This window comes from Micromonospora polyrhachis (assembly GCF_014203835.1).
In the GTDB taxonomy this organism is placed as follows: domain Bacteria; phylum Actinomycetota; class Actinomycetes; order Mycobacteriales; family Micromonosporaceae; genus Micromonospora_H; species Micromonospora_H polyrhachis.
This window is the reverse complement of sequence record NZ_JACHJW010000001.1, coordinates 4,680,140-4,694,370: the sequence shown is the minus strand read 5'-3', so window position 1 is coordinate 4,694,370 and position 14,231 is coordinate 4,680,140. Positions and strand designations below refer to the sequence as shown.

General features: G+C 68.0%; 18 protein-coding genes. 7 read left to right on the top strand and 11 right to left on the bottom strand.

The features are described 5' to 3' along the window. Positions 1-5 precede the first annotated feature (5 nt). From FHR38_RS20625 to FHR38_RS20610, 4 genes are all read right to left on the bottom strand, one after another. The gene (locus tag FHR38_RS20625; RefSeq protein WP_184536217.1) at positions 6-1,580 is read right to left on the bottom strand and encodes a LamG-like jellyroll fold domain-containing protein; all 1,575 of its coding nucleotides are present in this window, start codon (positions 1,578-1,580) and stop codon (positions 6-8) included. Between the two features lie 578 nt (positions 1,581-2,158). Next, positions 2,159-2,707: a DUF1360 domain-containing protein gene (locus tag FHR38_RS20620; protein WP_184536216.1), complete on the bottom strand. Its 549-nt coding sequence runs from the start codon at positions 2,705-2,707 to the stop codon at positions 2,159-2,161. A 16-nt stretch (positions 2,708-2,723) separates the two neighbouring features. After that, positions 2,724-3,083: an SRPBCC family protein gene (locus FHR38_RS20615; RefSeq protein ID WP_246446667.1), complete on the bottom strand. Its 360-nt coding sequence runs from the start codon at positions 3,081-3,083 to the stop codon at positions 2,724-2,726. A 1-nt stretch (position 3,084) separates the two neighbouring features. After that, complete coding sequence (locus FHR38_RS20610) at positions 3,085-3,459, bottom strand: DUF6158 family protein (protein WP_221449103.1); 375 nt, start codon at positions 3,457-3,459, stop codon at positions 3,085-3,087. Between the two features lie 155 nt (positions 3,460-3,614). Here FHR38_RS20610 and FHR38_RS20605 point away from each other — a divergent pair, with 155 nt between their 5' ends. Beyond that, positions 3,615-4,022 carry a hypothetical protein gene (locus tag FHR38_RS20605; RefSeq protein ID WP_184536215.1) on the top strand — a complete coding sequence of 136 codons (408 nt, stop codon included), beginning with the start codon at positions 3,615-3,617 and terminating at the stop codon, positions 4,020-4,022. 28 nt (positions 4,023-4,050) lie between these two features. After that, complete coding sequence (locus FHR38_RS20600) at positions 4,051-4,386, top strand: DUF3817 domain-containing protein (protein WP_184536214.1); 336 nt, start codon at positions 4,051-4,053, stop codon at positions 4,384-4,386. A 10-nt stretch (positions 4,387-4,396) separates the two neighbouring features. Here the strand turns inward: FHR38_RS20600 and FHR38_RS20595 are convergent, their stop codons facing one another. Together FHR38_RS20595 and FHR38_RS20590 are read right to left on the bottom strand one after the other, a co-directional pair. Continuing rightward, positions 4,397-4,588 carry a DUF397 domain-containing protein gene (locus FHR38_RS20595; RefSeq protein ID WP_184536213.1) on the bottom strand — a complete coding sequence of 64 codons (192 nt, stop codon included), beginning with the start codon at positions 4,586-4,588 and terminating at the stop codon, positions 4,397-4,399. 195 nt (positions 4,589-4,783) lie between these two features. Next, entirely contained in the window at positions 4,784-4,981 is a 198-nt protein-coding gene (locus FHR38_RS20590; protein WP_184536212.1) for a DUF397 domain-containing protein, read from the bottom strand. A gap of 305 nt (positions 4,982-5,286) precedes the next feature. Between FHR38_RS20590 and FHR38_RS20585 the strand changes: the two genes are divergently transcribed. Then, entirely contained in the window at positions 5,287-6,150 is an 864-nt protein-coding gene (locus FHR38_RS20585) for a helix-turn-helix domain-containing protein (protein WP_281384891.1), read from the top strand. Positions 6,151-6,172: 22 nt separating this feature from the next. Here FHR38_RS20585 and FHR38_RS20580 read toward each other — a convergent pair whose 3' ends face one another. Then, positions 6,173-6,697, bottom strand: coding sequence for a DUF6232 family protein (locus tag FHR38_RS20580; RefSeq protein ID WP_184536210.1), 525 nt, complete (start codon positions 6,695-6,697; stop codon positions 6,173-6,175). Positions 6,698-7,280: 583 nt separating this feature from the next. Between FHR38_RS20580 and FHR38_RS20575 the strand changes: the two genes are divergently transcribed. Beyond that, positions 7,281-8,243: a C40 family peptidase gene (locus FHR38_RS20575; protein WP_184536209.1), complete on the top strand. Its 963-nt coding sequence runs from the start codon at positions 7,281-7,283 to the stop codon at positions 8,241-8,243. Between the two features lie 92 nt (positions 8,244-8,335). Here FHR38_RS20575 and FHR38_RS20570 read toward each other — a convergent pair whose 3' ends face one another. The 3 genes from FHR38_RS20570 to FHR38_RS20560 form a co-directional block, all read right to left on the bottom strand. After that, positions 8,336-9,337 carry a sigma-70 family RNA polymerase sigma factor gene (locus tag FHR38_RS20570; RefSeq protein WP_184536208.1) on the bottom strand — a complete coding sequence of 334 codons (1,002 nt, stop codon included), beginning with the start codon at positions 9,335-9,337 and terminating at the stop codon, positions 8,336-8,338. Between the two features lie 442 nt (positions 9,338-9,779). Beyond that, complete coding sequence (locus tag FHR38_RS20565) at positions 9,780-10,727, bottom strand: N-acetylmuramic acid 6-phosphate etherase (protein WP_184536207.1); 948 nt, start codon at positions 10,725-10,727, stop codon at positions 9,780-9,782. Continuing rightward, positions 10,724-11,635, bottom strand: coding sequence for a MurR/RpiR family transcriptional regulator (locus tag FHR38_RS20560; RefSeq protein ID WP_184536206.1), 912 nt, complete (start codon positions 11,633-11,635; stop codon positions 10,724-10,726). The genes FHR38_RS20565 and FHR38_RS20560 overlap by 4 nt, the downstream gene beginning before the upstream one ends. Before the next feature lie 166 nt (positions 11,636-11,801). Here FHR38_RS20560 and FHR38_RS20555 point away from each other — a divergent pair, with 166 nt between their 5' ends. Then, positions 11,802-12,494 (top strand): SDR family NAD(P)-dependent oxidoreductase, encoded by a 693-nt coding sequence (locus tag FHR38_RS20555; protein ID WP_184536205.1) that lies wholly within the window; start codon positions 11,802-11,804, stop codon positions 12,492-12,494. Here the strand turns inward: FHR38_RS20555 and FHR38_RS20550 are convergent. After that, positions 12,485-13,183, bottom strand: a complete 699-nt coding sequence (locus tag FHR38_RS20550; protein ID WP_376771491.1) for a dTMP kinase — start codon at positions 13,181-13,183, stop codon at positions 12,485-12,487. The genes FHR38_RS20555 and FHR38_RS20550 overlap by 10 nt on opposite strands. A 187-nt stretch (positions 13,184-13,370) precedes the next feature. On the opposite strand from FHR38_RS20550, the gene FHR38_RS20545 reads away from it, so the two are divergent. Then, on the top strand, positions 13,371-13,943 hold the full coding sequence (locus FHR38_RS20545; protein WP_184536203.1) for a nucleotidyltransferase family protein: 573 nt from the start codon (positions 13,371-13,373) through the stop codon (positions 13,941-13,943). A 12-nt stretch (positions 13,944-13,955) separates the two neighbouring features. Continuing rightward, positions 13,956-14,225 carry a BON domain-containing protein gene (locus tag FHR38_RS20540; RefSeq protein ID WP_184536202.1) on the top strand — a complete coding sequence of 90 codons (270 nt, stop codon included), beginning with the start codon at positions 13,956-13,958 and terminating at the stop codon, positions 14,223-14,225. Positions 14,226-14,231 lie beyond the last annotated feature (6 nt).

Below are 14,231 nucleotides of genomic sequence, written 5' to 3'. Positions count from 1 at the left end.
TCACCTCAGCCCGCCGGAGGGGTCCATGGCAGGCCGGACACTTCCTGTGCGGTCAGGGTGCGGCTCCAGACGCGCACGTCGGCGACCTGACCGTGGACGAAGTTGCCCCGCTCGCCGTTCCACATCGCCCGCCCGATCACCAGCGGCCCCGTGGCTCGCCACCTCGCGTGTTGGGTGGTGGCCGTGCCGGGAGCGCCGTTGACGTACACCTGGATCGTCCCGGTGCCCGCATGGAAGGTGCCGGTCAGGTGGGTCCACTCAAGCGTCACCGGCGCAGAGGAGGTCGCCGTAGTGTTCCCGTCGGGGTTCATCACGTCGGCGCTCATCCGGTTGAAGGCCCAGCTACGGTGCACACCGCTGTATTGGAGGTAGAAACCGCTCTGCTTGTTGCCGTCCTGGGAGACCGCCGTCATCGACAGGTCGCTCGGGCGCGCACTGAGCTTCACCCAGGCCGATACGGTGAAGTCTGCCGTGGTGTCGACCATCGGGCCGGAGGTAAGGCAGTTTCGTCCTTTGTGGTCGAACGATGCGGCCGGGCCATGCGTGCGATCTGTCGACCAGGTGACTCCCTGCGGGCAGTTCGCCTCTCGCTTCGTGTTGCCGTTGACGACGAACCGCACCGCGTTATTGGGGCGGGACGATGTGCTGCCGGCAGCGGATGGCCTTCCCGACGTCGACTCGCCGGTACTCGGCGAGGTGGGCGTCGCCGACGCACTCCCGGAAGGTGACGGGTCGCTGTCGGCGGAGGCGGTAGTGCCGTCCGATCCGGAGACCGGCTGGATGATCTGGTCTGAACCGGCTAACTGATCGGCGTCTGGCTTGCTCACCACCTGCGAGATGGCGATGACGGCCGCGAGTGACAGCACCAGCGTCCCGCAGACAGCGATCACTGCGGTCCGCCGGCGCGGTGACGGAGGTTCCGCTTCGGCCCGGTGCGCCCCTGATGCGCGCGGGGCGTACGGCAGCGGTGCGCTGCTGCCGTACGCCGCCACCACGTCCGCAGTGTCGTCTTGGTCGGGCAGGGGGGCCGTCGTGTCGCGCCCGGCTGGCCCGCCGGGTAGAACCGGCACTCCATCTTCGGGCTGGTCCGCCTGGCCGGGCTCGCCGGCCGGCTGTCGGTCGAGTCGATCAAGCGGTTCGAGGCGGTCAAGCCGATCGAGGTGGTCAAGCTGCTCGGATTCCTCACCCCACGCTGATTCCGCGCCCCAACCCGAGTCCTCTTCCGTGCCCCACCCTGAGTCCTCGGCACGGTTGAGCGGTGCCCGTTCCTCGGGCTCTTCGACCAGCGCCGTCGGTCGTTGCTGCTCCTGCGGTTGTGTGGGGTCGGCATCCCAGGGGTGTGCGTCTTGTCCAGACCGCTCGGCCGGCTCGGACGCCCGCTGGTCGGCCAGTCCAACGCTTTCGAGCCCTCCCTGGTCGTCCAGTCTGGCAGGCTCGGGCTTTCCAGACTTCCCGGACTGTTCGGGCTCGTCGATCGATCCGGGCACCTCAGCCTGGTCCAGTCGAGCACCGCAGGACGGGTTTATGCAGTAACCGCTGTCGACCTCGTCTTGGTCGGTGCCGCATGCCGAGCAGATCATCGTTCGCTGCCTTCCACACGTTCCAACGGGCCTACCGGGTCGAACCCGGCGCTCGGCGCCGGAACATCGCTGACCGGGTGCCACAGATACCTTCCGAACCAATGAGGCCCGGAACCTCTACTTCGGACACTCACCGTCCGATCCGGGCCGATAGTACGGCCGCTGGATGGGTGGCAACTCCGTCTGTCGGTCCGACCTACCGGCACGCGCGCCCGGATACGGGCCGTCGGCCGTTCATGCCGGGTGAACGTCGGGCATGATGTGACCGACGGGCAGTGTACGCAGATAATTAGCCCCACCACAGAGCGCGGGCCGGCTCGAACGCAGACGGTACACGGTGGACTGTTCGGCGTCACGACCACCGATTGGATTCGTCGTACCCGGGTGGTGAGCAGCGGTTTTGGTCAGGGCTGCGGGATGCTCCACCGATCGGTCCGACAATCGGGTGGCGTGCCGCTCTGGCTGTCCGAGTCGGCGGACATCCGCTCGGATCATGCCGCCATTCCGGCGGTGGCGGGCCGGTGTGGGTGCCCCTGGAGCGCCAGTCGGCACGGGCCGGTACGGGTGCCCCTGAAGCGCTAGTCGGAGGCGTCCGGCTTGGCCTGCCCCTGCGCCGCCTGCTGCGCCATGGCGTACGCCATCTGGAGGAAGTCGGAGGCGGCCACGGCGGTCAGCGCGGTGGCCGCCAGCCGGGTCAACCGAGGGGCGAGCACCAGCCCGCCGGTGAGCCCGGTGGCAATCCAGACGGCCAGGCAGAACGGGCAGCTCAGCAGTTCGCCGATCGCGTGCCGGGTGCCGCTGCCCTGGTCGCGTACCTGCTCCATCACCTCGCCGCTGCCGATTGGCTTGTCGTACTGGGTGAACGGGGCCCGGATCGGGCTGGTCACCGCGTCCTTGGAGAGCACCCGGCTGAGTTTGTGGGTGGCGATCGACACCAGCACGATGTCGGCGGTCGAGGGACGGGACGGAAGCGGCCGACCGGTCAGTTTCACCGCCGTCGCCAGCGTGCCAAGGAGTCCGGCATAGCCACCCATCGCTACCAGGTATCCGCCGAGGGGTCGGTGTTCGTGGGGTGCGTACGCCTGGCGTAGCCGGGACACCTTGTCCCGAAAGCTCCGTTCGCCCATCTGGACCCCTTCGGTTTCAGCCTGCGGTCAGGTTGTCCGCTACTTGGCGGGCCAAGCCGTCGAGCGATTCGCTGGCAAGTTCGTCGAGGCGCGGCTCGGGCGGGTCAACCGCCAGGTCGAGCCGAACCTGTGCACCCCCCGCGTCGATCGGACGGACCTGGAGCTGAGCCATCCAGGTCACCTCCCCGGATTCGCTGTCCCAGCGGGCGCAGAGCGTCTCCGTGGTCAGTTGGGGACGCTGCCCTTGGCGGAGCGGCTCGGGCAGCCACCCCGCCCGGGCCGGGTCGGTCGCGGTGTTGAAGACGACCTCTGGCGGCGCGGACATGCCGCGCTCGGCGTGGCCGGGCAGATCAGATGCCGAGGCATAGTCGGACATATCAGACACCTGGGCGTAGTCGGTTGGGGTCGATCTCGCGTCCGGGGTGGCGAGCGAGGTATTCGGTCTCCAGCTCGGCTGTACGGCGCAGATGGTTGGCCAACGCCGAATCGGAGGCGTGCCGAAGGACGTCCAGCCGGGTGCGGTGCAGGCTGTGCATCTCCCGGATCAGGTCCTCGTCGTCGAGTTCGGCCGGGTCGATGCCGAGTTCGTCGATCGGGTCGAGCCCGGTGAGCGGTTCCCCGTCCGGTCGCGGCACCTCGGCTTCGCGGAGATGATCACCGTCCCACTCACCGAGGCGCTGCTCCGGGCTGGCGTCGGTGGACACCCTGGGACCGGTTGGCGGGAACTGGTCACGGTAGAGAGATCCGGTCATCCTTACCTCCGGGTTCGCGTGGTTCGTCGCCGCCAGGACGTACCGGTCGACAACTAGACGATTGCCCGGACCCGGCGGCACCAAACCAGCGACACCGGGGCGGTGACTACGACGGCCCGTCGGAGAACCAGCGGCGTCCCCGGTACGCTCGGTCCATGAAACGGCTCTGGACCCCGGCATGGATCACCCGCCATGTGATCGCCGTCGTCCTGGTTGCCGCCTGCCTCGGGCTGGGCTGGTGGCAGGTCAGCCGCGCGGCGTCCGGTAACGCGGTGAGCTGGGCGTACGCGTTCGAGTGGCCGGTCTTCGCCGCCTTCGTGATCTTCATATGGGCGCGTGAGGTCCGACACGCGCTACGCGGCGGGGAGACGGCGGGCGCGGCGGCGGATTCCTCGGCCCCCGTCGAGGCCGATCTGCCTCCGGGGATACGTCGTCCCGTCCGGTCCGCCCGGGCCACGGTGCCTGCCTCGGACAACGACGATCCCGACCTGGCCGCCTACAACCACTATCTGTCGTGGCTGAACGCCAATCCGGGCGCTCGCCCCAGTGACTACCCCGGCTGACCGCCGGAGGAGGAAAGGACGGAACGAGGTGGGCGCTGCCCTGACCCGCTACCGCGTCATCGCCTACGTGGTGGGCGTCGTGCTGATCGCGCTGGTCGTGATCGGGATGCCGCTGAAGTACATCTGGGCGGAGCCGATCGTCGTCGAGACGGTTGGTACGGCCCATGGCTTCCTCTACATGGTCTACCTGGTGGCCGTCTTCGACCTGGGTCGACGCGTGAACTGGCCGCTGAGCCGGATGATCCTGGTGATGCTCGCGGGCACAGTCCCGTTCGTGTCGTTCTACGCCGAACGGGTGGTGGCCCGGTGGGTCCGGGCCTCGGCCCAGGCACCCGCTCCGGACCGGGAGCCGGTGCGCGGCTGACCCGGCCCGGTCAGCCGCGCAACCGGCCGGCCTTGAGTTCGGCGCAGAACGCCTGCCAGGGGCCTGCGCCGAACTCCAGCACCGGGCCGTCGTCGACCTTCGAGTCACGGGCCAGTACCCGGCCCGACGTGAAGGCCACCTCGACACAGGTGTGCGACTCGCAGCGGCTACTCCGACGCCACCGCGCTGGTTGATCCGCCATAAGATCCGCCCACTCCCGACGACTCGGTCAATGTCGGATGCAATGTGTGCACCGGGCGTTCATCGCCCGCTTCAATGTCTCACGACCGAACCAACCATAGAAGACGATAAACTTGAATGAACTCACGGTGATCGACGTGAATACGGAAGGCGACGAATCGGGGTACGCCGACGTCGATCGACGCGGGTCGACGATTCAGTTCCGCAGGTCTCCGACGCGAATCGCGGACAGGAAGTTTCGCCAGGCCGGTGCGGCGATCTCAAGGTGGTCGACGGGAGCGGCGGAATCTCGTACGGCCACCCCCGAGACGGTTCGTGCGACCTCGACACACTGCTGAGATTCACACCGACTGCTCTTACGCCAGACGCCCACGGTGGAACCCAACTGCGACATGCGCCCTCCCCGGCACCGGCGTCAATTGCGGCAGGTGCCGCGACGCACCAGAGATTAGCCCGTTGATTGCCGTACCGCATAGCCCGAAAAACCGCGAATTATGTTGTTCTGTCGGGCCACAAGGACTTTGCGTGATCGGTCAGTTGCGACAGTCGTCGATAGCTGGTGCTGCCAAACAACGCGGTGTAGCCTGCACAAGAGCCTGGCCAATTGATAGGTAGCGGGTAGCCAGGTGGCAACCCTCGCACACGACCATGTGACCCCTCGCTCGGCCGCCTCGCGCCGTTGAAGGAAGGGTTACCGCGATGGCCACTACATACGGACCGAAAGTCGGCCGGCGAAAGCTTCGGTCGGCCATTCGTCGGGCTCGTGAGGCCTCCGGGTTGACGCAAGAGCAGGTCGCCACGGCCATGGACTGGTCACTCTCCAAGCTCATTCGCATCGAAGCCGGATACGTCTCCATCTCCACCAACGATGTGAAGGCCCTGCTGCTCCACTACCAGGTCACCGACCCAGCCGAGGTGGCCGAGTTGGTCAGCCTGGCGCGGGTCGCCCGGCAACGCACCTGGTGGTCGCAATACCGCGACAGCGTCCCGCCGGCCTACTTCTCGTACATCGGGCTGGAGGCGGAGGCGTCGGGACTCTCCTTCTACCAGTCGGTCGGAATGCCCGGGCTGCTCCAGACCCCGGAGTACGCACAGGCCGTCGCGAAGATCGTGATACCGAACTTCAACGACCCCAGCGAGGCGGAGGCGTCGGTCGCCCTGCGTATCCGCCGACAACGAGAGGTGCTGGACCGAGCCAACCCGCCCACGCTCGATGTGGTCCTCGACGAAGCGACCCTGCACCGACAGACCGGTGGGACCGACGTCATCCGGGGTCAGCTTCGACACCTGATCGCTCTGGCCGAAAACGACCACATCACCATCCAGGTACTGCCGTTCACATCGCCGATCTACACCCCGCTCGGCCAGTTCGTGATCATCAGCTTCGCGGGCGCCGAGGACCCAGACGTGGTCTACCTGGAGAGCACCGGCTTGGAGGACGTACTCGACCAGCCCGAGGCGGTGATGTCGCACATGCAGACCTTCGCCGGGCTACGGCAGGCGGCACTGAGTCCAACCGACTCCCTCGCCCGGATCGCAAAACTGGCGGGCGAGCTCGACTGAGCCCGCCCGCCAGCCTCCCCCCTTACCGCGGCAGCGGACGCCAGACCTCCCCCATGGCCACCGGGTCCGCCAGCCCGCCGAGCCGCGCGACCTCCCGGGCCCGCACCAGCGCCCTCGTCACCTGGCCGAACTCCCGCTCCTGGTCGCTGGTGAACAGCAGCGTCGTCGTGCCCCGGTAGGTGCCCCACAGCTCGTAGGCGGGTGGCCGCCACCGGTTACCGGCGACGGCCAGCAGCACCGGTACGAGCGTCAGGATCCCGAGCGTCAGATAGGCCAGGGCGGTCAACCGGTAGAGCCCGCCGGTGTAGCCGAGCGTGATGCCGATGGCCGCCAGCAGTACCCCGGTCACCCCCACCGCCCGCACCGTCAGTCGGTCGTGGGGCCCCCGGGCGGTGTGCAGTTCGCTGAGTTCGCTGACCGGGTATCGGTTGCCCCCGACGGTGAACCAGGTGGAGGTGACGCAAATACCGGGCTGCCGATACAGCGTGACCGAAATCCTGCCTTTTGCGCCATCCGGCGCTACGGAGAGTAGATCTGGTGAGCGCAAAGAGGGGCGAGTAGGATTCACACGTGCCTCCAACCACTCGTGAGGCGGGCTGGTGTGGACGGTTGTGAAGATCGGCATCTGGTGGCAGCCAGGTGCCGATCATCGTTCGTGGGACGCTTCCGTTCCCAGAAGCTTTCGAAAGACCTCTTCGGCTTTCGCTGCCATTGTGCGAAGGCCGCGCCAGAAAAGGGAAGGGCCCCCTTAGCCACCTGGCAGATTTCCAGGCAGCAGCTAGCTCCCTGGACGCATTTACGTACGACTTTGCCTTATTTTGCGACACCAAAAACCCACCGACCATCCGCCACGAGCGACTAAATGGACAATCTGCCAGCGGGGCGGAGCGACCCACAGCCGATCGAAACGACCCCTCACCTTGAGCCGCCAAATAGATACTTTGGGTGATTTCGACATTTCGCCTATTAGCCGTCAACAGCTCTTATCGCTGCCGCGTCACTGTTGGTCATCCCGATCATCGGGTTAGGTTGGTCCCGCCGGTCCGGCCGTCCGCCATCCCTGTGGCTCCGGCCCGGTGCCGCCGCTTTGTCAGCCGGATCGGCGGCCGGAAGGAAGGGTGCCCCCACTCTTGTCGTCCGCGCGAAACCTGTTACGAGCCATCGTGCTGGTCGGTTTCTCGATCGGCCTGCTCGCCCCCGGTTCGGTCGTACGGGCCGCACCGTCGGTCAGCGAACTGACCCGACAGATCAACAAGGCCTCGGTCGAGTTGGAACGGATCGTTGAGTCGTACAACCGGCTCAACGAGGAGATCAAGGCCACCAAGGCCACGGCAGCCGAGGTGGGCAAGCGACTCGGACCACTGGAGCAACAGCTCGCCCAGGCCCGCTCGGAGGTCGGCCGACTGGCCGTCGCCGCGTACAAGGGCGGCCGGCTCCGTACCGCCGATATCCTGCTCGATCCGGGCAGCGCTGACAACCTCGCCGGCCGGCTGGGCGCACTGGACCAGTTGGCACGAGACCGGGAGCAGCGAGTCTCCGCGCTCGACCAGGCGCAGCGCCGCTACACCGCCGAGAAGGCCCGCCTGGACAACACGCTGGCCCGGCAGACCGCCCAGGCCAAACAGCTCACTGACGGCAAGAAGAAGATCGAGGCTGACCTCGCCCGGCTTTATCAGTTGCGACGCCAGGCGTACGGCTCGGCCACCACGAAGGGAACTGCCTACCGGGGCAGCATCCCGGCAGTCTCCGGCCAGGCCGGTGTGGCGGTGCGGTACGCGTACGGCGCGATCGGCAAGCCGTACGTCTGGGCCGCCGACGGCCCCAACGGCTACGACTGCTCAGGACTGACCAAGGCGGCGTGGCGGGCCGCCGGCAAGTCCCTGCCGCACAACGCCGAGATGCAGTGGGGTCGGGTGGCCCGGATCAACCGCAGCGCGCTCCAACCCGGCGACCTGGTGTTCTACAACAAACTCGGGCACGTCGCGCTCTATGTCGGTGGCGGCAAGGTAATCCATGCCCCCACCTTCGGGGAAAACGTCAAACTATCCAGCGTGGACATGATGTCGCCATATGGCTACGGCCGGGTGCGCTAGCCACCGCCGTACCGGCCCGCAGCATGGAAACGGCCGGCGTCCCGCTTGGGGACGCCGGCCGTTCGCCGTACGGGGTTCAGGCAGATCGGAGATCAGGCCGCCCGGAGGCCCTCCGCGCGAGCCAGCTCACGCAGCCGGCCCAGGGCCTGGATCTCCAGCTGGCGGATCCGCTCCCGGGAGAGCGAGAAACGCGAGGCGACCTCGGTGAGCGAGTGCTCCCGGCCGTCCTCCAGACCGTAGCGGGCCCGCATGATGCCGGCCGACCGGTCGTCGAGGTGGTTGAGTAGTCCTTCGATCCGCTGACGCTCCAGCGCGGTCAGGACGATCTCCTCAGGCGAGGGAGCGTCACTGTCGGCGACCAGGTCACCGAGGTTCGTGTCCCCGTCGTCCCCGACCGGCGTGTCCAGCGATACGGTGTCCTGCGACCAGCGGATCAGCTCCCGCACCCGCTCGACGGGCACCCCGAGGGCCGCTGCCACCTGCTCCGGCTCCGGGTCGGTGCCCAGCTCGCGGGTCAGCTGACGGGCCACGTTGCGCATCCGGTTGACGTCCTCGACCAGGTGCACCGGCAGTCGTACGGTGCGCTCCTGCTGGGCGATGGCCCGGCTGATCGCCTGGCGGATCCACCAGGTGGCGTACGTCGAGAACTTGTAGCCACGCTCGTAGTCGAACTTCTCCACGGCCCGTACCAGGCCGGTGTTGCCCTCCTGGATCAGGTCCAGCATCGGCATCCCCGAGCGCACGTAGCGCCGGGCGATCGACACGACCAGCCGCAGGTTGGCCCGGATGAACAGGTCCTTGGCCCGCTCCCCCTCGGCGACCACCCGCTCCAGTTCCGTTCGCTCGACGCCCTCCGGAACCCGGTCCTCGTCGAGCAGGTGCTCCGCGTAGAGGCCCGCTTCGATCGCCTTGGAGAGGTCGACCTCCTTGGCTGCGTCGAGCAACGGCGTACGGGAGATCTCGTGCAGGTAGACGCCGACCAGATCGCGTTCCTCGGCGACCTCGTCGGTACGCATCACGACATTCTTCTCCACGTTGCTCACGATCCCCTCGCTCGCGCCGGCTGCCCGGTTTCTTGCGGTCCCCACGTTCATCAGCCCTCCCCCGTACTTCCGCTGTGCCCTGTGGTGCCGACACCTACACAACAGATGAGACGTGCTGGGGATTCCGTCTCGTGAGTCGAAAGTGTCACGAATGCCTGAGTAGTTGCTGAGAGCGAGATCGACGTTTGCTGTCAGGTCCCCGCGTTGCGCGACCAGAACGTGGGATCCCGCCAACCAGCGCGAGTTTGTCGCGGTGTTTCGCCCGGAAAGTGGCGAAATCGCGGAACCCCGATCACACCGCAGCCGATGCCACCGCGCGTACTGCGATGTTCGTCACTACCGCAATACGTACCGATACAGCTGATCGGCCCATCCACGGGACATGGATTACCCCCACGTCGGATGAACAATCCGGCCGGTGGCGCCGGGCAACTCTACCTCAGGAGGCGAGCAGGACAACTCAGCCTCAGGAGGCGAGCAGGACAACTCAGCCTCAGGGGGCAAGAAGAGCAAGTGCCCCGCGTACCTGGTGGGCGGAGCGGGCCAACGCGGTACGTGCCTCGTCGACGCCCGCGCCGGAGACGAGCGAGACCAAAGCGATCTTCAGGTCTCCGCCGGTGTCGGTCAACGCCTGCCGGGAGACGTCCTCGGAACAGCCGGTCGCCTCCATCAGGATGGAGATCATCCGGCCCCGGAGCTTCGCGTTGGTGGCCACCACGTCGATCATGAGGTTGGAGTAGACCCGGCCGAGCCGGACCATCACCGCCGTGGAGAAGGCGTTGAGCACCAGTTTCTGGGCGGTGGCGGCTTTCATCCGGGTGGAGCCGGTAACCACCTCGGGCCCGGTTGCGACGCCGATGAAGACATCCACCTCACCGGCCGCATCCGCAGCGGGATTGGCACAGAGCAGCACGGTGGCCGCGCCCAGCGCCCGGGCGGTACGCAGTGCGCCGAGCACGTACGGCGTACGGCCACTCGCCGCCAGGCCGATCACCAGGTCACCGTCCTGCACGCAGTCCTTCGCCTCGGCGGAACCGGCCGCCTCGTCGTCCTCCGCGTTCTCCACCGCCTGCCACATCGCCGACGGCCCGCCCGCGATGTGCGCGCAGAACCAGTGCTTGGGCGAGTTGAAGGTCGGGGCGAGTTCCGCCGCGTCGAGCACCCCGAGGCGTCCCGATGTGCCAGCGCCGAAGTAGTGCACCCGGTGTCCCGCCCGCAGCGCCCGTACGCCGAACTCGACCGTCTCCGTGAGTTCGTCGAGCACCGCGGTCACCGCCTCGGGCACCCGTCGGTCGGCTTCGTTGATCACCCGCAGTACGTCCCGGGTGGGCATCAGATCGAGGTCGAGACTGAGCGGATTGCGTCGCTCGGTCGGTGCCCCGACCCGGACCACGTCCGGGTATCCCTCGCCGCTGTCGTCCACCGCCACGTCGCTGGTCATGCCCGCCTCCGACTACCCACGCGGTGTGGTGCGACCGCCTCAGCGGTTACTTCCAGTGCCTTCTTCGCCCGGGCCCGGTTCCGGGCGGCCACTCCGACGAAGAGGCAGTCCACCACGGTCAACTGGGCCAGCCGGCTGGCCATCGCACCGGATCGGTAGGTCGTCTCTCGGGCCGCCGTGGTCAGCACGAAGTCCGCCGCGTCGGTGATCGGCGAGCGGGGGAAGTTGGTCAACGCGACGGTGGTCGCCCCCCGGGCTCTCGCCTGCTCCAGCACCTCGACGACGTCCGAGGTGGTGCCGGTGTGTGAGATGCCCAGGGCGACGTCCCCCTTGCCGAGCAGGGCCGCCGAGGTCAGCGCCGTGTGTATGTCCGGGAAGTAGAAGGCGGTACGCCCGATCCGGTGCAGCTTCTGCTGGAAGTCGGAGGCGACGAAACCGCTCGCGCCGGCACCGTAGATGTCGATCCGGCCGGCGTTGGCGACTGCCGCCACGACCTGCTCGCAGATCGCGGGGTCGAGTTGCTCGGCGGTCTCCTCGACGGCTCGGGCGTCGTTGAAGGCGATGGTGGCGATGATCTGAGCCAGGTCGGCCCCGGGCGGGATGTCACCGCCGACGACCCGCGCGTCCGGCGGCTCGACCCGTCGGGCCGCCTCGGCGGCCAGGCGGATCCGCAGTTGCGGATAGCCTTCCATCCCGACCGACCGGCAGAACCGGATGACGGTGGCCTCGGAGGTCTCGGCGGCGGTGGCGAGATCGGTGATGGTGCGCCGCGCCGCGTCCGCCGGGTTGGCCACGACCAGTCGGGCGACCCGCTGCTCGGCCGGGGACAGTGACGGGAGCAGACCACTGATGTGGACTATCAATCCACCGGTCTCGTGGTTCACAGAAACCTTCGCACTCTTCGCCACGGATGAAACTTACTTTCATGAAGCCGGGAGCGTCAACCATGACACGGGGTATCGGGAAAATCACGCCGGGCCGATAGCAAGGGTCCCATCCCTCGCCCCGTCCCGCGTACCGGCCCCGTGGCCAGTCATTGCCGACCAAGGAGCGACCGGCATTACCGTGACGCACATGGCGAATCGCAGCGTCCTCATCACCGGCGGCACCGGCGGACTCGGGACCGCGGTCACCGACAGCTTCGTCGAGGCGGGCTGGCGGGTGGTCGTACCGGTCCGGGAGGCCCGACCGACGACCGTGCCGGCGGCCGGCGGCGTGCTCCGACCGGTGGCTGACCTCACCGATCCGATCGCCGTGGCACGGGCGGTGGACGCCGCGACGGCCGACCCGGACGCGCCGTTGCGGGCCGTGGTCAACCTGGTCGGCGGGTACGCCAGCGGCGGGCTGGTGCACGAGACCCCGATAGCCGAGTTCGAGCGGATGCTGTCGCTCAACCTGCGCCCCACCTACCTGGTGACCCACACCGCCCTGCCCCACCTGGTCGCCGCCGGGGGCGGCGCGGTGGTCTGCGTCTCGTCCCGCGCCGCCGTCGCGCCCTTCCCCGGGGCTGCGGGCTACGTGACGGCCAAGGCCGCCGTGCAGGCGTTCGCCGCCGCCGTCGCGGTCGAATACCGACGATCAGGGGTACGGTGCAACACGGTCGCCCCGAGCGTCATCGACACGCCGGCCAACCGGGCCGCCCAGCCCACCGCCGACCACTCCCGTTGGGTGCCCCCGGCCGAGATCGCGGCGGTGATCCGGTTCCTGGCAGGCCCGGAGTCGGCTCCGACGAGCGGAGCGACCATCCCGGTCCATGGTCAGGCCTGACCCACGGTCGAGGCGGTCGCCACCACCGCCTCCCGTGACCAGTGCCGCAGCCGCTCCTGGATGGCCCGGCTCACCTCGTCCGGTGTGGCGTTGGCGTCGATGACCACGAAGGTGGGGAACTCGGGCAACGAGTGGTACGCGGCATCCGCCGCGACCAGGTATTCCATGCTCTCGTGGTCGGTTCCACGCCGCTCGATCCGCCGGTACGCCTCAGCCGGGTCCACGGCGAGCAGGAACGTGACGTCCGGGGCCGGGAAGATCCGGTAGAGCAGCCGGGCCAACGGTTCCCAGCGGTCCCCCCGATGGGCTCGGATACTGGCGTACTGGCAGACGGCGTAGCGGTCCATCACCGCCACCCGCCGGCGTAGCGTCGACCGGACCAGGGCCCGGGCGATGGCCAGCCAACGCAGCACCGACTCGGCGACCAGCATGCCGTTGCGGCCCAACAGCCGTTGGGCGTCCCGGCGGCCGAGCCGCCGGGCGATCCGCCCGAACCAGCGCCGACCACCCGCGTTCTGCCAGTAGTCGGCCGGCACCCCGGCGGCCACCAGCGTGTCGGCCAATCGGTGTGCCTGGGTGGTCTTGCCGGACCCGTCGATGCCGACCAGGGCTACCGCCCGCAGCCGTCTGTCACTGTCGTCGGAGATGCCGTCATGCCGCTTCCGCGCAGATGTGGCCACCTCGGCCACGGTACCGCCCGAGAGCACGCGATCGTTACCAGAAGGGAAGCGGTTCACCATACGGGCACGACCCCCTACTCCGGTCACAGGTGTGAGCGACCGGCGCACCGGGTACCGATAATTCGCCATCCCACCTGCCGGATAGATCGCCATCCCAGCTACCGGTTTGCCGTCCCACGATCTCAGGGAGATACCCATGGCGCACCGCGAGGACGAGGGGCTGTTGCATACCCTCAAGCGGGTCGCCGCTGTCCTCAAACAGTCCGAGATTCCGTTCGCTCTCGGCGGCAGTTTCGCCGTCTACGCACACGGCGGCCACTCCAGTGACCATGACGTCGACTTCCTCATCCGGGGACAGGACGTGGACCGGGCCCTGGAGACACTCGTGGCGGAGGGCTTCGTGGCGGAACGGCCCCCCGAGGACTGGCTGGTGAAGGTCTACGACGAGGGACGCCTGGTGGACCTCATCCACCGCCCGATCGAAACCCCGGTCACCGACGAGACCTTCGGCGACACCGTCGTACGACCGGTGGACGCCATCCACATGCCGGTGCTCTCCGCCACCCAGCTGATGGTGCACAAGCTGCTCAGCTTCTCGCAGCACTACTGCGACTTCGCCCGTGGGCTACCGCTCGCCCGCTCGCTGCGGGAACAGATCGACTGGGAGCGGGTACGCAAGGAGACGGCACATTCGCCGTACGCGGAGGCGTTCCTCGTCCTGCTGGACCGACTGGACGTCGTGCCCTCTCCGGGGGCGCGCGAAGACTGAGGAGGTGATGGCGTGCCGCAGCGGAGCGGAACCGAGCCGCCGGACGAGTACCTCGAGGCGGCGGTCCACCGGCTGCTGACCGAGAACCCCGGCATCGCCGAACAGGGCATCGCGGTGGTTCGTCGGGACCATTCGCTGGTCCTCTCCGGTGAGGTGGAGAGCCACCGCCGCCGGGACCAGATCCTCCAGTTGGTGACCGAGGCCTTTCCCGATCTGCCGCTGCTGGTGGACATCGGGGTGATTCGCGCCCAGGAGCCAAGCGAGGCCGAGGAGTTGCCGTGAGGAGAG